This is a genomic window from Methylophilus sp. Leaf408, from assembly GCF_916856905.1.
Taxonomy (GTDB): Bacteria; Pseudomonadota; Gammaproteobacteria; order Burkholderiales; family Methylophilaceae; genus Methylophilus.
This window is the reverse complement of the sequence record NZ_CAKASK010000001.1, coordinates 1,078,132-1,099,101: the sequence shown is the minus strand read 5'-3', so window position 1 is coordinate 1,099,101 and position 20,970 is coordinate 1,078,132. Positions and strand designations below refer to the sequence as shown.

The following is a 20,970-nucleotide window of genomic DNA, read 5'->3' as shown; positions in this document are numbered from 1 at the left end:
GCCGTCAATTACTTTGTGGCAAAGTGAATCCCATTGCATGACAGGCATTACAGTCAACCCACCCGGACAGGAAACAGTTTGCTAGCTATGAAACAACCGTTGATGATTACGCAGGAGCATATCGAGCGTTATGACGTCTCGGGACCCCGTTATACCTCTTACCCGACGGCAGACAGGTTTGTTGAGGCGTTTGATGCGACGACCTATTGCAAGGCGATTGAGCAGCGCAATATTAACAGCTGGACGCAACCGTTGTCGGTATATGTACATATACCGTTTTGTGCATCATTGTGTTTTTACTGCGCCTGCAACAAGATCGTCACCAAGCGCTATGAGCAAAGTGCAATTTACCTGGACTACCTGCAACGCGAGCTGGATTTGCATCTGCAATCATTAGGTCAGCAGCAAAAGGTCAACCAGTTACATCTGGGAGGTGGCACACCTACATTCTTTAGTGATGAAGAATTATCCAGTCTGGTGCGCATGTTGAAAAAGGCATTTACGTTCAGCGCAGAAGGTGAATATTCGGTTGAAATAGATCCACGCACGGTAGACCAGGCACGTTTGCAACATTTGCGAAACCTTGGATTTAATCGCCTGAGTTTTGGGGTGCAGGATTTTGATGCTGATGTGCAGGAAGCTGTGCATCGCATCCAGACTTACAAACAAGTCGCCACCCTGATGCGTCAAGCGCGCGAGATAGGTTTTCAGTCATTGAACACTGACCTGATTTACGGTTTGCCCAAACAAACACCTGTTACTTTCAGGCAAACCATTTCACAGATAATTACCTTAAAGCCAGATCGAATTGCACTATATGGCTACGCGCATTTACCTTCACGCTTCAAACCGCAACGCCGTATATTGCAGGAAGATTTACCTCATGCGGTTGATAAAATCCAGATGCTGTCAGAAGCCATTCAGCAGTTAATGCAGGCAGGTTATGTCTACATAGGCATGGATCATTTTGCCTTGCCTGAAGATTCGTTGGCCATTGCCAAGCAGCAGGGCAGGTTACATCGCAACTTCCAGGGTTACAGCACCATGGCTGACCAGGATATCTTGGCTTTAGGTGTGTCAGCGATTGGTAAAATGGGGGCGACTTACAGCCAGAATGCCAAAACGCTGGAAGAGTATTATGACTTTCTGGATCAGCAACAATTGCCGATTGTCCGTGGCCTGGCCCTCAGCCGTGATGACCTGATCCGCCGTGCGGTGATTATGGCCATCATGTGTCATGGCGAGTTAAGCTATGAGTCCATAGAATTATCCTACATGATAAACTTTAGAGAATACTTTAAGTCAGAGCTTCAAGAACTTGTAGAAAAAGAAAAAAATGGCTTGATCATAATAGAAGAAGATGGGATTAAGGTGACTGAGATAGGCTGGTTCTTTATCCGCGCCATCGCCCTGGTATTTGACCGTTATTTACAGCACGATGCCAACCGTGCAAGGTTCTCCAAAATCCTTTAAACTGCCGGCATGTTAGCCAGTTTACTCCTGACCGCCTTCGTCATGGGGCTGGCAGGCGGGCCTCACTGCATAGCCATGTGTGGTGCAGCTTGCGGCGCCATGCAAACTCCCTCCCACGTTAAATCCATCCCGATACGCCTTGTAAAGACTGTCCCCTGGAGCTTTTACCTTGGGCGCATGCTTGGTTATGGCATGCTAGGCGCATTAGCCGCGCAAAGCCTGCGTGGTCTCGCCTGGTTATCCAATCAAAGCCAGGTATTCCAGCCCTTGTGGACGTTTTCGCATACCCTGATTTTCGCCTGGGGTTTTTTGTTGCTGGTCACCGGTCAACAACCGCAATGGGCAGTGCAGGGTGCACAAAAGGTCTGGGCCTGGATTAAACAACACACCCGGCACGCCAGATTTAATTTTCTGTTTACCGGCATGGTCTGGGCCCTATTACCGTGCGGCTTGCTTTATTCGGCCGTGATGCTGGCCTCGCTGCAATCGCAATGGTTACAAGGCGCATTGGTGATGATGGCATTCGCTATCGGTTCTGCCACCGTGATGGCGATCGCGCCTGTGCTGTGGCAATCAGGCCAACAAGCATTACCTACGTGGTTTAAAGAAACCACCGGCATGCGTATCAGCGGCATGATGCTGGTTATATTGAGCTTGATCGCCTTATGGATGGACCTCATTCATCACGATAAGTTATGGTGCCAAGTACTTTGATTATTAAATATAAATTACTGTAATTTTTTGCTTTATAAATAAGAAATATTGCCGAAATCACCAGACTGATGTAGTTTACTCTTGTTAATTTAAATTAATTACTCAGGGGTAATTCTATGTGTCTTATTAAAGCCTGCATCATTTTGGTATTCACTATGTGGGTTTTTCCAGCCTATGCTACAGCGCCGGATATCCTGTTGGCACATATCTACCAGCAAGGTTTAGATGTCCGCGAATACCTGATTAGCGAAAAACTGGATGGCATTCGCGCAGTCTGGGATGGCAAGCAATTAGTCAGCCGTCAGGGACACCCGATTCACGCACCAGCCTGGTTCACCAAACAATTCCCCTCTCAGGCACTCGATGGCGAGTTGTGGATAGCGCGCGGCCAATTTGAATTACTGTCGGCTACCGTCAGGCAAACAGTGCCGGAAGATGCGGCGTGGCGAAAAGTGATTTATTACGTATTCGAGCTACCGAATGCAGAAGGCTCGTTTGCAGATCGCGCCCGGCGCCTGGAGCAACTCGCACGAAAAGTAAACAGCCCCTACCTGAAAGTCATTAAACAATTTCATGTGCAAGATGAACAATCCCTGAAACGCACGCTCGATAACGTCGTTGCAAAACACGGGGAAGGGCTGATGTTGCATCGTGCTGATGCGCCATATCTCACCGGCCGCAATCATGCTTTACTTAAACTTAAGCCACAACTGGATGCCGAAGCCATAGTGATTGCGCATGTGCCCGGCAAAGGCAAATACGTTGGTAAAATGGGTGCCTTACTTGTAGAAATGCCGGATGGATTGCAATTCAAGTTAGGTACAGGTTTTAGTGATGCAGAGCGTGCGAATCCGCCACCAATCGGCAGCCAGGTCACTTATACTTACAGGGATATCACTAAAAAGGGCAAACCAAAATTTGCCAGCTTTGTACGGGTGCGTCCACCTGAATAATGTTAGGAAAAGAATATGAAATTTTTTGCAGCGCTAATGATGGGATTACTGGTCACCAATGCTTATGCGTTTGATCTGAGCGGTATCTATGATTGCCGTGGAGAGGATGCACATGAAGGTGAATATACCGGCATAGTGACGATGAAGTTGCGCAAGGAGCATAGCAAAGGGTCAGACACCAGTTATGACTTTCAGTTGGAAGTGCCTGATTATGGACTCTATAAAGGCCACGCGGCGGCACATGGCATGCATGCGGCGATGCACTTTGCCTTGCCGGTGGAGAATGGCGAGTATGGGGGTAAGACGCAGGATTTTGGTACCGGGATTGCGGAGTTTAAGAAGGGTGCCAATGGCAGATTGCAGTTCAGGAAGTTTTATTTTGAACCGGCGTTTAAGGGTGGCAATACGGGAGTTGAGGAGTGTGTTAGAAGGTAATTCTTAGTTTGTCATTCTGGCGTAGGGTGTAGCAGGGGTTCATAGATCATACTCTATGCCTGCGGAACGACTGGCTTATGTAAAAGCCAGTGCGCCCTGCAAGGGAGAATCCAGGCTAGATTAATCTTTAAGAATATTCACCATTCTATTTCGCCTCTAGGCGAGTTACTTTTCTTTGCTTGCCCAAAGAACAAGTAACCAAAAGAAAGGGCACCCTAGCTTCCGCTTGCTTCCTGTGTTGCTCATCAGCGTGGGCGGCCAGCGAAACTCGCCCTAGCGGCTTGCACAAAACACAAGCCACCGCGGAACTCAAACAGACGCTGGCCGACGACTCCCACGCTGACTGCGCTACTCGGCGCGTCAGATAGGGGCCCATGAAAAGCACACGCTTTCCCTTGAGTGTAATTCTTTGCTTTGCACCACGCTCGACCACTCTGGGAAAAAGAAACAAAAGAATTAGATTTATTAAAATTTGAGTTTTGTCTTCAAGGCTCAAAACGCACTTAGCGCCCTTTAACCTTACATGTCCAAGGTATGTTCCATCGTGATGGTTTTAACCGGGCCCCTATCTGACGCGCCGAGTAGCGCAGGCAAAACAAGATGAAGGGAGCGTTTGTTCGAGTCCCGCAGCAGCTCACGATTTGTGTGTGCTGCCAGGTCGAGTTTCGCGACCGCTTGTTTTGACGAGCAACGCAGGAAAAAAGCGGATGCTAGGGTGCATTTCTTTTGGTTAGCTTTTCTTTGTGCAAGCAAAGAAAAGTAACTCGCCTAGAGGCGAAATGGAACGCTACCTGTTTCAATAAATTATCCGCTTTTCTTACTCCAGAGAATGAATGGCCATATACGCCGTCATGTTAAAATCCCACCCCTATGACTGCCGTCTCCCCCGCACAACTCATCAGCCAACTCGAAAAACAACTCCCGCAATGCATGCTGGCTGACCGCTTCCTCCTGAAGCGCCGATTAAACCAGCTACGTGATGCACTTAAACAAAACAAACCCGTCGATAAACCCCTGGTAGATATCGCACATAAAGTACAGGCATCACAACAACGGTTGCAGGCGCGATTAGCCGCGTTACCAAAACCAGAATACCCGCAAGAATTACCGGTCAGCGGCAGGAAAGACGAAATCGCAGCGGCGATCCAGAAACATCAGGTCGTGATTGTCTGCGGTGAAACCGGTTCAGGTAAAACCACACAATTGCCTAAAATCTGCCTGGAACTCGGGCGTGGCGTCAGCGGCCTGATCGGGCATACGCAGCCACGCCGCATCGCGGCGCGCTCTGTCGCTTCCCGCATTGCACAGGAACTGCACAGCCCACTAGGCGAGGTGGTCGGTTACAAGGTTCGTTTTAACGACAAATTGTCCGAGCGTAGTTATGTCAAGCTGATGACCGACGGTATTTTGCTGGCGGAAACGCAGAGTGATAAATTCCTCAATGGCTATGACACCATCATCATCGATGAGGCACATGAGCGCAGCCTGAACATCGATTTTCTGCTGGGCTACCTCAAGCAGTTATTACCAAAACGGCCAGACCTGAAAATCATCGTCACTTCGGCGACGATTGATGCGGATCGCTTCTCCAACCATTTTAATGGTGCACCTGTGATTGAAGTGTCGGGGCGAACTTATCCGGTGGAGATCCGTTACCGGCCGCTGGGCAATAAAACCACCATGGTGGCAGTCGAAGTGCCGATTGATGACGGACTGGATGATATAGACCGTTTTGCGCAGGACCTGATGGGCATCAAGCGCAAGCCGCCACGCACGGAAACACGCTGGCTGGAAGAAGATGACGAAGAAGAGGTGATGGAAGACGCCATCCTCGATACCGCTGAAGACCTGTTACGGCAGGGTGATGGCGATATTCTGGTGTTCTTGCCTGGTGAGCGCGAAATCCGCGATACCGCCGACCATTTGCGTAAAAACCAGGGCAGTTCACTCAAGCTGAAGTCGGCCGAAATTCTGCCTTTATTTGCGCGCCTTAGCATAGAGGACCAGCAGAAGATTTTCCGTCCCGGCGGACAGCGCCGGATTGTGCTGGCGACCAACGTTGCAGAAACCTCGCTGACTGTGCCTGGCATTAAATATGTGATTGATGCCGGTTTGGCACGGGTTAACCGTTACAGCCCGCGCGCAAAGGTTGAACAATTACAGATTGAGAAAATCTCGCAAGCAGCGGCCAAACAACGGGCAGGGCGTTGCGGCCGGGTTTCCAGTGGTATTTGTGTGCGCCTGTACTCGGAAGACGATTTCAACCAGCGCCCCGAGTTTACTGAACCTGAGATTTTACGCAGTTCGCTGGCCAGCGTCATTCTGCGTATGGCCGATTTGCGCCTGGGGGATGTCGCCGAATTCCCGTTTATTGAAGCGCCTTCATCGCGTTTAATCAGCGATGGTTACCAGTTGCTGCAGGAGTTGGGCGCCGTAACCGAGCGGCGTGAGATTACCGAGATCGGCCGGCAGATGGCCCGTTTGCCATTGGATCCGCGCGTGGCACGCATGATACTGGCGGCGAAAAAAGAAAGCTGCCTGCGCGAAATATTGATCATCGCCAGCGTGCTAAGCATGCAGGACCCGCGTGAACGGCCTATGGATAAACGCGAAGCGGCTGATCAGGCGCACGCTAAATTCAAGGCCGATGACTCCGATTTCATGAGTTATCTCAAATTGTGGGACTGGTACGACCAGGCCCTGAAAAACAAAAAATCCAATAAAGAGTTGTTGAACCAGTGTCACCAGTCTTTCCTGTCTTTTCTGCGCCTGAAAGAATGGCGTGAGTTGCATGCGCAATTGCGGGAAATGGTTGAGGAAATGGACTTCAAGCTGGGCGATAAGGAAGCCAGTTATGAGCAAGTGCATAAAGCCTTGCTGTCCGGTCTGCTGGGTAATATAGGCTTTAAGGATGGTGACGGCGAAACCTACGCCGGTGCGCGTGGCATCCGTTTTACCATTGCACCAGGTTCAGCATTGAAAAAGGCGCGGCCGAAATGGGTGATTGCTGCAGAACTGGTGGATACGACCAAGCTGTATGCACGCATCGTCGCCAAAATAGACCCGGACTGGATTGAACCTGTCGCCCATGAAGGCGGGGCACGTGATTTAACGCAAAGCCATTACAGTGACCCGCGCTGGGACCGCAAAACCGCGCAAGTGGTCGCGTGGGAACGCGTCAGCCTGTATGGCCTGACCATCGTACCGAAACGACGTGTGCATTATGGTCCGGTTGACCCGGCGCAGTCGCGCGAGATTTTTATACGCGAAGCGCTGGCTAATATGGAGTTTGATACCCGCGCACCTTTCCAGGAAGCTAACCGCCGCCTGATTTCAGAGGTGGAAGCGCTGGAACACAAGGCGCGCCGCCAGGATGTGCTGATTGATGAGCATCAGTTGTTTGCTTTTTATGACAAGGTGGTGCCGGAAATCAGCGAGCAGTACCGGGTTTTCAATGGCATTTCGTTCGAGAAGTGGCGGCAGGATGCAGAAAAGATTAACCCGAAAGTGTTATACCTGACGCGTGAATCGCTGATGCGACATGGCGCCAATGCGATTACCGAGGTGCAGTTCCCCGAACAGATGACCATCGATGGCGAAACGGTGCCATTGAAGTACCGGTTTGAGCCTGGGCATGTACTGGATGGCGTAACGGCGACTATCCCGTTAGCGCTACTAAACCAGCTGGATGCCAGCGTGACCGAATGGCTGGTGCCCGGCATGATACGTGACAAGCTGACTGCCCTGATTAAAGCACTGCCCAAGACCTTGCGACGCGTGTGCGTACCCGTGCCTGATTTCGTGACCGGCTTTTTGCAGGCGCACAAGACAGAGGGCGCTTTATTACCGGCATTGTCACAATTTATCCAGCACAAAACGTCGCTCAAGCTGAAGCCGGAAGAATTTGACCTGGCCGGGCTGGATGCGCATCACCTGATGAACTTCCGCGTAGTGGATGAAAAAGGCCGCGAGCTGGGCATGGGCCGTGACTGGAGTGCACTCAAGAAACAACTGGGTTCTGCGGCGCAATTAACCTTTAGAAGTGGCTCACCGGATATTGAAAAGACTGATCTCAAGCAATGGGACTTTGGTGATTTGCCGAAAACGCTGACCTTCAGCAAGGATGGCCGCCAGTTGACCGGTTACCCTGCGATTGAAGATAACCAGGACAGTGTCGCCGTCAAGCTGTTTGATACCGTTGAGGAGGCTGCGCTTGCGCATCGCAAAGGCGTGTGCCGCTTGATGCGCTTTGAGCTCAAGGAGCAGATGAAGCAGCTGGAAAAAGGCCTGCCCGGATTCAACCAATACGCTTTGTTGTTACGCGCCGTCATGAACCCTGAGCAGTTACGCGAAGACATGCTGCAAGCAATTGCCGACCGCGCATTTATCGCCGAAGATGCCTTGCCGCGTACTAATGCCGAATTTATGCAGCTTAAAGCCCGCGCACGCACGCGTTTACCGGCGGTGGCAGAAGCGTTAACGCGGCAAGTGCAACTCATTGCCAGCGAATACCAGGCATTAACCGCGCAATTGCAGAAAATGACACCGGTGACGCAGAAAATCAAACGTGAATGTGAACAACAACTGAATGCGCTGGTCTATCTCGGTTGTTTCAGTCGCACGCCGTGGGAGCAATTGCCGCATGTCCCCCGTTATTTAAAAGCGATACGCATGCGTATCGATAAATACCCGACCAGCATAGAGCGGGATGGAAAGCATGCGCAGGCGATTGTGCAACTGGAGCAGCGATGGCAACAGAAAATTGAACAATTGCGTAAAGCCAACCTGTCTGTAACAAGCGGGTTACAAGACTTTGCGTGGCAGTTGCAGGAGTTACGTGTATCATTATTTGCACAGGAATTAAGGACGCCTTATCCTGTCTCAATCAAAAGACTCGAAAAACTTTGGCAAGAAATACAATAGTCATGAATGACATCAGCAACCTCTGTGATTAATCCTGTTCATGCAAAAGCCTTCCCCATTTGAACCTTTCAGCACGCCCAACTGGCTAAGACCAAAGCAGCGGGACCGTGTGTTGCGCATCCCCGCCAGGTTGATGTGGGGTTTTTTGCTATCGCTGATTTTTCACGCGATACTGTTCTGGGGTTTTTTGCTGGACCTGCTGAAACCCATGAAAGAGCCTTCTCAGGAGCCTATCAATGTAGTACTGGATCTCGGATTACCTGTTAAAAGTCAGCCGAAACCGGTAGAGCCGCCTCCTGAAATGCCGCCGGAACCACCGAAACCGCAGCCAAAACCCAAGCCACAACCTAAAGAAGTACCCAAGCTGCCTAAGAAAATTATCCAGTCGCAGAAGCCTGACAGCGCATTCAAGTTGCCTGAACCCAAGCTGCAGCCTAAACCTCAGCCAACGCCGCAACAATCCCCTCCACCGGTGGAAGATTTTTCCAGCATGATCAAACGTAAGCAGACTGACCGCTATTCGGAGGAGATAGCCGCTAAGGAAATTAATGATGCAGCCGCAGCAGCGGAACGTGGCCCTTCGGAAGATGAGCGCCGCACCAAAAACATCATGAACAACCTCAAGTTCGGTACCAATGGTTTGTTTATGATCAAGCGTATGGACCCGTATAACGCCAGTTTCAGCTTTAAAGGCTGGGTCAATGATTACACCTCGGCCAATACCCAGTTTTACCAGGTCGAAGCGGGTAGTGGCGAAGATATCCGCCTGGTGATGGTGCGCCGAATGATTGCGATCATCCGTGAGCATTACAACGGTGACTTTGACTGGATTTCTAACCGGTTGGGTCGCACAGTGACCTTGTCCGCAAGGCCAGCTGACAGTGCCGGGCTGGAAGATTTCCTGATGAAAGAATTCTTTGGCCCAAACTATAAGAGCCAGGATTTATACGGGCACTAACGTTTAATAAACCAGCCATGCCACATTCACCTGCTGATACCCGATTGCCGAAACAGAATAGATGGCGTAAGGGGTCAGCACTGGTGACATTTTCGTTTTCTACTCTGAATTTATTACTTCTGATCAGCTGGCTGGCAGTGGTGACCTGGCTGGGTCTCTCCTATTTTGCGGAGCTAGGGGTCACAGTAATCACAATGTTCTATCTGCTGGGAGTATTGTGGGCGGCCTATTTCCTGCGCTTTTCTGCCGCGTTACTGACGGCCATCACTGCTTTCCTGCTGATCAATTACTGTTTTATCGAACCTCGTTTCAGTTTAGGCGTCGCCAGCACCCAGTCCTGGGTCATTCTGCTGGTATTCGCCATCGTCGCCTTGACGGTCAGCAGCGTGATGCAGCGCTTAAAGCAGCAAATGCTGCAATCCCGCCAGGCGGCACAACAATCCCGTTTTTTCCAATCACTGGCTGAGCTACTCGCTGCACAATCAGGCACCGAAACATTAATGCAAGCCGCTTGCCAGCATATAGCCGAAGTCTTTGCCTTGCAGGCACGCGTGATGAGACTGACTGTAGCGGGTGAATTGATTAGGCTGGCAGGATCGGATGTACAAGATACAACATTCATTCCGGTTCAGGCTGCCAGTGTTGAATGGGCGCTGGATTTTAACCGGCCGGTGGGGACGGGGACTAATGACTGGCCATCGCTGGGATATTGCCTGCTGCCATTCGGGTTTCCGCAGCGAGAAGTCATGGTACTGGATGCGACGGATACCATGCCAGACTTGCATTTCCTGCAATTGTTGACGCATCAATGCGCGCAGGCTTATATCAAGCTCAGCCAGCAGATTGCACTTGCACAAGCCGAGCTCGCCGCTAGCGAAGCGAATTTCAAGAAAACACTGCTGACCGCCTTGTCGCATGATATGCGTACACCATTAACGGTCATTCTAGGCGCAGCAAATGTGCTGACAGACCGCCAGATCCCGCTCACCGAAACCCAGTCCGAACAATTATTGCAAAGCATACAGGCCGAAACCACTTACCTTAGCCAGGCCACTGAAAATATCCTGACCCTGGTCAAACTCGATGCTGGTGCCAGCAGCCTGCAACTGGACTGGCAGTCGCCGCAGGATGTGATTCAGCACGTAGTCAGCAGGTACCAGCGCCGCTCGCCGCCGGAAGCATTGCAGGTGAATATCAGCGATGAGGAAGTGCTGGTGAGGATGGATGCAGTGCTGGTTGCACATGCACTGGCTAACCTGATCGACAATGCTATTTGCTGGCGAAGCGCAGGGTCGGCGATTGAAATCACACTTTCCATAAATGACTTATGGTTACAAATTTCAGTGCTGAATAAAGGGCCAGGCTTCCCTGAAGGATTTGCCATTTCGGCGTTTGCGCCGCACACGCAACGACCTGCCGGCACCCGTGGTTTTGGGCTTGGCCTTTCTATCGTCAATACCGTGATGCAATTACATCAGGGCACACTGGAGATCAGTTCAGGGCCCAATCAGCAGACTTGCGTGCAGTTAATGTTCCCGTTTGTACGCGCGAGTGAGTTAATTGCACCATGAGCGATAAACAGCCAACTCTATTACTGGTCGAAGATGACGCAGGGGTTTACCAGTTTCTGGTCCCAGCCTTATCTGCCCATGGCTATCGGGTGCTGCATGCGCGTGACCTCGCGCAAGCCCGGCAAGCCAGCGATTTTGCGATGGTCATTCTGGATTTAGGCTTGCCGGATGGCGGCGGTGAGCAATTTATTTCCCTATTGCGCGCCTATTCTGATGTACCGATTCTAGTATTGTCAGCCCGCCAGGATGAGGCAGATAAAGTGCACTGCCTGAATCTGGGCGCCGATGATTACCTGATGAAACCGTTTGGCCTGCCGGAATTGCTGGCACGTATCCAGGTGGCTTTACGCCGCACTGCCATGATGCAAATGCGAGACCACGCGTATCAGCACGAAGGATTACTGATTAACCGCGCCAGCGGCATAGTCACCAAAGAAGGCGTGCAACTGCATCTCAGCCCGATTGAGCATGCATTGTTGATGTTACTGGCCAGTAAGCCCGGCACTATTTTTACACATAGTCAGTTATTGACCAGCGTGTGGGGCGCTGAATATGTAGATGACACGCATTACCTGCGTATTCATATTGGTCGTTTACGCAGTAAGCTGGAAACGACGCCTGCCGAGCCTCGCTACCTGCTGACTGAACTGGGCATTGGCTATCGCCTGGCTTGATCCTTTTGTTTATTTTCTGTCTCTGGTCTTTGCGTTAGTTGTTTATGCGTTTGATATGCGCCCACGCGCATATTGATACCCATCAATCACTAACAAGAGGATGAGATGGACAATTTATCAATCAAGAAGAGCGGATTGGCGGCACTGGCACTGGGTGCCATCGGCGTGGTGTATGGTGATATCGGCACCAGCCCGCTCTATACCATGCAGGTTATTTTCAGCGAAAGTACCGGTGTGCCGCTTAACCAGACCAATATCCTGGGCGCCGTGTCGGCCATTTTCTGGCTGCTGACATTTGTGGTGACTTTTAAATATGTGCTGCTGGTTTTGCGTGCACATAACAAAGGCGAGGGCGGCGTGATGGCTTTGCTGTCGTTAGCACTGTCTACTTTAAAACCGCAGGATAAACGCGCAAGCAGCTTGTTATTGCTGGGCGTGCTAGGCGCTGCCCTCTTTTACGGGGATAGTGTGCTGACGCCAGCGATCTCGGTGCTGTCCGCAGTAGAAGGTTTGCAGGTCGTGTCGCCAGCATTGGCCGCGCAAGTATTGCCTATCTCCATCGGGATTTTGATTGGGCTGTTCTGGTTTCAGCGTCATGGTACCCATGCAGTCGGGCGGTTTTTTGGCCCGATTGTGATTGTCTGGTTTTTGGCCCTGGCAAGCATAGGCGTGTGGCAGATTGCGCAAGTACCAGAAGTGTTGCAGGCCATACAGCCGCAATATGCCTGGCAGTTTCTGCAATCCCGTGGTGGTGCCATGTTTATTGCGATAGGCGCTATTCTGCTGGCGGTGACCGGCGCTGAGGCGTTGTATGCTGATATGGGCCATTTTGGAAGGCCGGCCATCCAGATGGCCTGGCTCGGACTGGTATTCCCCTGTCTGGCGTTAAATTACCTGGGGCAGGGTGCCTTGCTGTTGCAGCACCCTGAAGCTGTCAGCAATCCGTTTTACCTTTCTTTTCCGCAACCATTGTTGATCCCAGCCGTGATTCTGGCAACACTAGCCACCATTATTGCGTCGCAAGCGGTCATTTCCGGTGCTTTTTCCATGACGCGCCAGGCGATCCAGTTAGGCTTTTTGCCACGTATGCGCATTATCCATACGTCTGCCAGTGAATCCGGGCAGATCTACATGCCGGCGGTGAACTGGGCGTTATTGCTGGCGGTAATTATTGTCTGTCTGGCGTTCCAGAGCTCATCGGCGCTCGCGTCTGCTTACGGCATTGCCGTTACCGGCACCATGCTTATCACCACAGTATTGATTTATTTCGTGATGCGTCACCGCTGGAAATTCCCGATGTGGCTGAGTTGGTCATTGGTAGGACTGTTGGGCTTGGTAGATGGCGTATTGTTTGGCTCGGCTTCGATGAAGTTTATGCAGGGTGGCTGGTTTCCGATAGCATTGAGCTTGGTGTTGATTGTATTGATGACTACCTGGAAAAAAGGCCGCCATCTGTTATTGACCGGATTGGTGCAGACCGATCCCAAACTCTCAGCATTGATTGCCAGCATTGCAGAAAGCAAACATCCACGCGTACAGAGAACCGCGGTATACATGGTCTCCAATCTGGAAACGGTACCGCAGGCGCTGTTGCATAACCTCAAGCATAACCAGGTATTGCATCAGCGTAATCTGTTGGTCAATGTGGTGTTTGAGGATGTGCCATTGCTGAATACGCAGTCACGCATTCATGTGCAAAAACTGGCAGAAGGTTTCTGGCAGGTGGAGTTACGTTATGGCTTTATGCAGCATGCCGATGTGCCTCAGGCATTGCTGGGTTTGACGTTGGATGGCGAATCCCTGGACCCGTTCAGTAACTCTTACTTTTTAAGCCGCGATATCATTGTGCCGGATGTCGGGGGCGGTATGCCACGCTGGCGTGACCAGTTGTTTGCAGTTATGTCGCGTAATGCCAGCAGCGCCGTGGAATATTTTAATATTCCGGCCAATAGCGTGATTGAGCTGGGCAGCCGGGTGCAGATATAAAAAAAAGCACCTTGCAGGACCATACAAGGTGCCAGAACAACTTTCCCATTTAGCTATGTGACAGGCAGGCAACGAGGTTAATCACCCCAAGTCTATGCGGCAGCGGCATATCTGACAACTTTTTCCACCTTGGCCGGATGTGCCGTTTTTGATTCCGGCAGTTTGTACTGGCTGACCGCCTCATTTAGTTTGTCTGCCTGTTCAACCAGTGACATGGCCACTGCAGCAGCTTCTTCCACCAATGCCGCATTTTGTTGCGTCACTTCATCAATCTGGTTCATCGCCGAGTTGATCTGGTCCAGCCCGGTAGTTTGCTCAGCAGAGGCGGCAGTGATTTCGGCAATGATGTCTGTCACATTTTTGATGGCAGTCATCATTTCTTCTATGGTGCCACTGGCCTGATCCACATACTGGGAACCACTGGCAACGATATTGGTTGAATCAGAAATCAACTGCTTGATTTCCTTGGCAGCTGTGGCAGAGCGTTGTGCGAGGTTGCGCACTTCATTGGCCACCACTGCAAAGCCGCGACCCTGTTCGCCCGCCCGTGCTGCTTCTACCGCAGCGTTTAATGCCAGAATGTTGGTCTGGAACGCGATGCTGTCGATTACGGTAATGATTTCTTCAATACGTGAGGAGCTTTCGGTAATCTCCGACATGGTCTGCACCACTTTGGCAAACGTTTCGCCGCCTTTATTGGCTACTGCACTGGCTTTATTGGTCATGATGTTGGCCTGTTTGGCGCTCTCGGCATTATTCCTGACGGTAGCGGCAATCTCTTCCAGGCTGGCTGCCGTTTCTTCCAGTGAGCTGGCCTGTTCTTCGGTGCGCTGAGAGAGGTCGTTATTACCCATGGAGATTTCATGGGCAGACAGGTTAATGGTCTCACCGGAAGTTTTCACCATGCTCAGGATATCGGTCATGGCATCAATGATGATATTAATACCTTCACATAACTGCTTGATTTCGCCGGATTTGTCCGATGTAGGGATTCTGTGCGTCAAGTCGCCGGTTTGGGTATAACTCACTACATCATCCACTGCCTGTTTCATGGCGTGGGTTTCTTTGACTTTGGCGGAGATATCTGTTGCGTATTTCACCACCTTGAATGGTTTACCATCCATATCAAAGATCGGGTTATACGTGGCCTGCAACCAGATCTCCTTACCGCGTTTGCCAACACGCTGGTACTGGCCGCTATCAGGTTGGCCACGACCTAAATTTTCCCAGAATTGCCTGTATTCCTGGCTGGATTTATAAGCACCTTCCACAAACATACTGTGATGATTGCCTATGATCTCCTCAGCACTGTAACCGCTCACTGCAGCAAAGTTATCATTGACCGCCAGGATATTGCCTTTAAGATCAAACTCAATCACGCCCATCACTTTACTAATTGCAGCAATCTGTCCGGAAAAGTCAGCGTATTGCAGTTTTTCGCGGGTGATATCGGTTGCGTATTTCACTACCTTGAATGGCTTGCCATCCATATCTAGAATCGGGTTATAACTGGCTTGTAACCATAGTTCACGGCCGCCTTTGCCAATACGCTTATATTGCCCGTCATTAGCTACGCCGCTGGCAAGCTCTTGCCAGAGCTGCTTGTATTCTGCGCTGCCTTTATACTCCGGTGCCACAAACATGCTGTGATGGTTGCCTACGATTTCCTTGGCGCTGTAGCCAGTCACTGCGGCAAAATTGTCGTTGACTGACAGGATATTGCCTTTGAGGTCAAATTCGATCACGCCCATCACTTTACCGATCGCCGCAATCTGGCCTGAAAAGTCTGCGTGCTTGAGCTTTTCACGCGTGATATCGGTCGCATATTTCACCACTTTAAATGGACTGCCATCGCCATCAAAAATAGGGTTGTAACTGGCTTGCAGCCAGATTTCCCTGCCGTCCTTGCCAAAGCGTTTGTATTGACCGTTATTGGATTCGCCTAATGCCAGGCTTTCCCAGAACTGTTTGTATTCGGTGCTATCTTTGTAATCTTCCGCCACGAACATACTGTGGTGTTTGCCTACGATTTCGTCTGCGCGGTAACCGGTGACTGCCACAAAATTGTCATTGACCGCCAGAATGTTGCCTTTGAGGTCAAATTCGATCACGCCCATCACTTTACCGATCGCCGCAATCTGACCTGAAAAGTCTGCATGCTCAAATTTTTCGTGGGTGATATCGGTGGCATATTTGACCACTTTGAATGGCGTGCCCTCCGTATCCAGAATCGGGTTATAACTGGCTTGCAGCCAGATTTCCCTGCCGTTTTTACCCAGTCGTTTATATTGGCCATCATAAGCCTGGCCCTGAGCAAGTCTTTCCCAGAACTGTTTATATTCAGCACTCGTTTTATATTCAGGATCCACAAACATGCTGTGGTGATTACCCAGGATTTCCTGGACGCTATAGCCGGTCACCGCAGCAAAGCTGTCATTGACCGCCACTATGTTGCCTTTAAGATCGAATTCGATCACGCCCATGACTTTATGAATAGCGTTTATTTGACCGCTCAGATCCATCTGCTTGTGTAAAAGCGCTTTGCTGGCCGAATTTGCACTACTTTTAAAGATATTGAGCATGTCAAATCCCTTGGTAATAAATTAAGATGAATGAAGTTTAAATTATATTAATTTAGGTGCTCAGATATTAAGTGGTGGAAAAGAAAGGTATTTATCCGTTATTTAATTGAAGTAAATATATATGCTTTATTTCGTATGCTTACCCAACAAAAATAAAAGAGATTTTTTGGACAATCTAATAAAGAATCACCATAAAAAATGCAAATAATAGAAGGAAATATTGATGATTGAGTAGCAGACCGCAATCAAGCTTATTTATCGTCAGCCCAGTCAGTGACCTCATTAATTCCACATATAAATCCAGCAAGGTTTCAGGCAATAAAAAACCCGCCAGCAGGCGGGTTTGAATGTAATTCTGTATTGGGTATGGGCAGTGTAATTAAAACGCGTCCCAGCCAGCGTTATCGGTACCAGTTCTGACTTTCTTTGCATAACTCTGGCTTCTGGCCTGTAATTGCGGTTTTGAAGCTCTTGCGGATGAACCGTTGCTATCCTGATTAACAAATCTGTAATGGCTGACAGTCTCTTGCAGTTTTTCTGCCTGGTTGACTAGCGACATTGCTGCGGCCGCGGCTTCTTCAACCAGGGCAGCATTTTGCTGGGTCACTTCATCCATCTGGTTAACGGCAATATTGATCTGGTCTATGCCGCTACTTTGCTCTACCGAAGCGGCAGTGATTTCGCTAATCAGTTGTGAGAAGCGGTCAATCACAGTCACTAGCTGTTCCATGGTGCCGCTGGCCTGTTCTACATATAAAGAGCCGTTGGCGACTTTGGTGGCAGAATCATTAATCAGTAATTTAATTTCCTTAGCGGCGCTGGCTGAGCGTTGTGCCAGATTGCGTACTTCGCTGGCCACCACTGCAAAACCACGACCCTGTTCACCGGCACGAGCGGCTTCAACCGCAGCGTTCAGCGCCAGGATATTGGTCTGGAAAGCAATGCTATCAATCACGGAGATGATTTCTTCGATGCGTGACGAGCTTTCAGTAATTTCTGACATGGTCGAAACCACTTTGCCAAATACCTCACCGCCCTTGGCAGCAATGCTGCTGGCCTGGTCGGTCATCGTATTGGCTTCTTTTGCGTTTTCAGCGTTATTTTTCACATTAGAGGCAATTTCTTCCATGCTGGAAGCGGTTTCTTCCAATGAACTGGCTTGTTCTTCGGTGCGTTGAGACAAATCATTATTGCCTTGCGAAATTTCACTTGCAGCAGAATTGATCGCTTCACCGGCGATTTTGACGGCAGACAAAATGTCTGTCATTTCGTCAACAATAGTGTTCACGCCCTCGCAAAGCGTTTTGATTTCGCCTTGCTTGTCATCTGTATCTATTCTCTGTGTCAGGTCACCGCTCTTGGTGGCCGCGACTACTTCGGCAGTTTCTTGCACTGCCTGTTTCATGGCATTGGTTTCTGCCACCTTGCTCGTCACATCGGTCGCATATTTAACGACTTTGAATGGCTTTCCATTCATGTCAAGAATCGGGTTGTAGCTGGCCTGTAACCAGACTTCCTTGCCGCCTTTCCCTATGCGCTTGTACTGGCCTTCATCCGCTTTGCCTTTGCCCAGGTTTTCCCAGAATTGCTTGTATTCCGGACTGTTTTTATAAGCCACTTCGACAAACATACTATGGTGCTGGCCAATGATCTCCTGTGTTGTATAACCGGTTACCGCGGCAAAATTAGGATTAACGTCAGTAATCTTGCCTGTCAGGTCAAAGGTAATCACGCCCATGACTTTGCCAATCGCATCAATCTGGCCGGAGAAATCGGCGTTTTTCAGTTTCTCTGCCGTAATGTCGGTAGCATATTTCACCACTTTAAAAGGTTTGCCAGCCGCATCAAAAATCGGGTTGTAGCTTGCCTGCAACCAGACCTCTTTACCACCTTTACCAACACGTTTGTACTGGCCTTCATCAGCTTTGCCATTACCCAGCTTGTCCCAGAACTGCTTGTATTCGGGGCTGTTTTTGTAAGCGGCGTCTACAAACATGCTGTGATGCTGGCCAATGATTTCCTGTTTGCTATAACCGGTGACGGCGGCAAAGTTGTCGTTCACGTCAATAATATTGCCTTTCAGGTCAAAGGTAATTACCCCCATGACTTTGCCGATGGCACTGATCTGGCCGGCGTAATCTGCATTTTTCAGTTGCGCGCCTGTGATATCAGTCGCATATTTCACAATCTTGAAAGGCTTGCCGGCCGCATCAAAAATCGGGTTGTAACTTGCTTGCAGCCAGATTTCACGGCCACCTTTGCCTACGCGTTTGAACTGTCCTTCGTTGGCTTTGCCATCGCCTAACTCTTCCCAGAACCGTTTGTATTCCTGGCTGGATTTGTCAGCGGAATCGACAAACAGGCTATGGTGCTGGCCGACGATCTCTTCGCGGCTGTAACCGGTGACCGCGGCAAAGTTGTCGTTGACCGCCAGGATATTGCCCTTAAGGTCAAATTCAATGACGCCCATGATTTTATTGATCGCAGCAATCTGGCCTTGCGATTCGGCATCACGTTGTTTTTCAGCGGTGATATCGAATGCATATTTAATGACTTTGAATGGTTTGCCGGTTTCATCGGCCAGCGGCACATAACTGGCTTCCAGCCAGATTTCCCTGCCAGCTTTGCCTAATCTCCTGAATTGGCCATTATCGGCCTGGCCACGGCCAAGATTTTCCCAGAACTGTTTGTATTCCGCGCTTTTCTTGTAGGTGGCGTCTACAAACATGCTGTGGTGCTGGCCGACGATTTCCTGCTTGCTGTAACCGGTCACTGCGGCAAAGTTGTCATTGACCGCCAGGATATTGCCTTGCAGGTCAAATTCAATCACGCCCATGACCTGGTGAATGGCCTGGATCTGGCCATTGTCATCGCGCTGTTTGGCCGCGTCAGATTTACTGGTTTTGCCTGTCAGTTTATTCAGAAAATCGATACTCATAAGTGGTAGCCTCAATGGGAGTTGCTTTCAAACGATTGTTGGTTTTTGATACTGGATATTAAATATTAAAGGTGCGCAAAAGGATTGCGCGATAAGGAATGGATTTATGTTCCATTTCGCTCATTAAAGTGCTTTTCGGGCTTTGTTCTACGTTTATTAAATATTATTTATATAAGTAAACGATTATGAAAGAAATAAGAAAATACTGTTTTATATGAGTTAAATGATTAAATCGCCATAAGGTAAAACCCTTATAATGATTTGGTCGCAGACATACTTGATCAGGCTCGATTCAATAGTCATCTTCATAGTCTTTGCATTTCGCAATCGCGAGTCTTGTGTTCTTCACCAGATTGGAAAGCGATTCCAATCGCGCTAGAATCAACCCACATCCTTACCAAAATAAAGGCGTACGCTGATGAGTATTCAACATTTTGCACCAGGAGAAGTGATTAATATCCGCCCGTATGGCGACAATTTTGAGGAAGCCACCTCTGAGACCCTGATCCGTGAAAGTCACATTGAGGTGTTCAGGTTTATATTAAAGGCGGGTAAAACCACGCCAGAACATACCGCCGCAGGTGCCATGACTATGCAGTGCATAGAAGGCAAAGTAGAGCTGGATCTGGCAGGGGATAAGCGGATATTGCAAGCGCATAACCTGGTGTATTTGAGTGCCGGTGCAGCGCATACAGTGAAAGCGCTTGCTGACACCACACTATTGATTACTATCCTGTTGGAGCGGGAATAAGCAAGCATATAAAACGCCTGGGGAATGACTTTGAGTCCTTTTGTTTGAATGCCGGATGAACTAATCTGCAATGTCCAAACCTAAATTAAGAGTCATTTCAGTGATCAATGCTGTCACTTAAACTGCCAATCTATTTTCCCCTCAACCAACGCGTTTCAAACAAAAATAAGAGAAATCTGATGAGCATTATTCTTCGACTACACAAGGTCTGCAATGAGTGCGGGTTTATATGGTATCCAAAAGACGAGGCTGTATCGTCCAGCTGTCCGAATTGCGGTAGCGAAAATACCACCAATGAAAAATTCAATTTTATCGCCACTGTCTTATTCTATTTAGTGGGAGTGATCGTTTTAGGTTTGGTGATATTCAGCTTGAATCAGTCCGAGCCACCGCCAGCGGTTGAACCTTTAAGTGATGTGGCTGATTCTTTAACCAAAGCAGAGCAGCAGATTAATCTACCGGAAGTAGAGGAAGAGTCCGAAAGTCCTGCCCAACCACCGCGAGTGGCGCCAACGGTGATTCCTGCAGTCCCTGAAAAACCTGCCCCTGCGATTGAACAGGCAGACGTCGTGCAGCCGCCGCAATCTGTGGCCGAAGTGCCAACGCCACCAAAAACTGAGCCTGCACCGGTAGAGGATTTGCGACCGCTCAGGAACGTGTCGACAACCCAAATCACTTTCAGCCTGTGGAGTGTTTCTGAGCTCAGGTTGAGAAGGGCATATACCAACCTGCTGAATAATGGCTCAGCCAGTGCCGAGGCGAACAAAAAAGAGTATTTACACTTTGTGAGCAGCAGGGCAAAAAAATGCGGAGAGTTGAATCCGGAATTTGAAAAGAATATTAATTCTATCGAGAAGATTAAATTCAAGGATGGCGATTCCAAAGTTCTGGAATGTTATGCCTCGGAAAACACGAGTGAATACAATCGATTGAACATAGCGATAGAAGAGTATTAAGGCCCAAAGCCGCCAGTTTTAAATCGCTTATGTTTAATCGCCATGCTTAAAACCCG

Annotated in this window: 13 protein-coding genes; 11 read left to right on the top strand and 2 right to left on the bottom strand. The window is 49.5% G+C overall.

From position 1 onward, the window contains the following. The first annotated feature begins 87 nt into the window (after positions 1-87). The 9 genes from hemN (at position 88) to LPA26_RS04870 (ending at position 13,687) form a co-directional block, all read left to right on the top strand. Positions 88-1,473: an oxygen-independent coproporphyrinogen III oxidase gene (gene hemN, locus LPA26_RS04910; protein WP_229007543.1), complete on the top strand. Its 1,386-nt coding sequence runs from the start codon at positions 88-90 to the stop codon at positions 1,471-1,473. A 9-nt stretch (positions 1,474-1,482) separates the two neighbouring features. Beyond that, positions 1,483-2,187, top strand: coding sequence for a sulfite exporter TauE/SafE family protein (locus LPA26_RS04905; protein ID WP_229007542.1), 705 nt, complete (start codon positions 1,483-1,485; stop codon positions 2,185-2,187). 116 nt (positions 2,188-2,303) lie between these two features. After that, positions 2,304-3,140 (top strand): DNA ligase, encoded by an 837-nt coding sequence (locus LPA26_RS04900; RefSeq protein WP_255658971.1) that lies wholly within the window; start codon positions 2,304-2,306, stop codon positions 3,138-3,140. Between the two features lie 15 nt (positions 3,141-3,155). Then, positions 3,156-3,575: a hypothetical protein gene (locus LPA26_RS04895; RefSeq protein WP_229007540.1), complete on the top strand. Its 420-nt coding sequence runs from the start codon at positions 3,156-3,158 to the stop codon at positions 3,573-3,575. A gap of 930 nt (positions 3,576-4,505) precedes the next feature. Beyond that, complete coding sequence (gene hrpA / locus LPA26_RS04890; RefSeq protein ID WP_229008329.1) at positions 4,506-8,498, top strand: ATP-dependent RNA helicase HrpA; 3,993 nt, start codon at positions 4,506-4,508, stop codon at positions 8,496-8,498. Between the two features lie 40 nt (positions 8,499-8,538). Then, the gene (locus tag LPA26_RS04885) at positions 8,539-9,456 is read left to right on the top strand and encodes a hypothetical protein (protein ID WP_229007539.1); all 918 of its coding nucleotides are present in this window, start codon (positions 8,539-8,541) and stop codon (positions 9,454-9,456) included. A gap of 83 nt (positions 9,457-9,539) precedes the next feature. Further along, the gene (locus LPA26_RS04880) at positions 9,540-11,027 is read left to right on the top strand and encodes a DUF4118 domain-containing protein (protein ID WP_229007538.1); all 1,488 of its coding nucleotides are present in this window, start codon (positions 9,540-9,542) and stop codon (positions 11,025-11,027) included. Next, a complete protein-coding gene (locus tag LPA26_RS04875) occupies positions 11,024-11,701 on the top strand; it encodes a winged helix-turn-helix domain-containing protein (RefSeq protein ID WP_055825608.1) in 678 nt (225 codons plus the stop codon). The genes LPA26_RS04880 and LPA26_RS04875 overlap by 4 nt, the downstream gene beginning before the upstream one ends. Positions 11,702-11,806: 105 nt before the next feature. Further along, positions 11,807-13,687 carry a potassium transporter Kup gene (locus LPA26_RS04870; protein ID WP_229007537.1) on the top strand — a complete coding sequence of 627 codons (1,881 nt, stop codon included), beginning with the start codon at positions 11,807-11,809 and terminating at the stop codon, positions 13,685-13,687. A gap of 92 nt (positions 13,688-13,779) precedes the next feature. On the opposite strand, the gene LPA26_RS14315 is transcribed toward LPA26_RS04870, so the two are convergent. Both LPA26_RS14315 and LPA26_RS04855 read right to left on the bottom strand, forming a co-directional pair. Next, positions 13,780-16,269, bottom strand: coding sequence for a methyl-accepting chemotaxis protein (locus LPA26_RS14315; protein WP_305080466.1), 2,490 nt, complete (start codon positions 16,267-16,269; stop codon positions 13,780-13,782). Between the two features lie 379 nt (positions 16,270-16,648). Beyond that, positions 16,649-19,207, bottom strand: a complete 2,559-nt coding sequence (locus LPA26_RS04855) for a methyl-accepting chemotaxis protein (protein ID WP_229007536.1) — start codon at positions 19,205-19,207, stop codon at positions 16,649-16,651. A 418-nt stretch (positions 19,208-19,625) separates the two neighbouring features. Here LPA26_RS04855 and LPA26_RS04850 point away from each other — a divergent pair, with 418 nt between their 5' ends. Then, on the top strand, positions 19,626-19,958 hold the full coding sequence (locus LPA26_RS04850) for a hypothetical protein (protein WP_055825596.1): 333 nt from the start codon (positions 19,626-19,628) through the stop codon (positions 19,956-19,958). Positions 19,959-20,137: 179 nt separating this feature from the next. Further along, positions 20,138-20,914, top strand: coding sequence for a hypothetical protein (locus LPA26_RS04845; protein ID WP_229007535.1), 777 nt, complete (start codon positions 20,138-20,140; stop codon positions 20,912-20,914). The last annotated feature ends 56 nt before the right edge of the window (positions 20,915-20,970 follow it).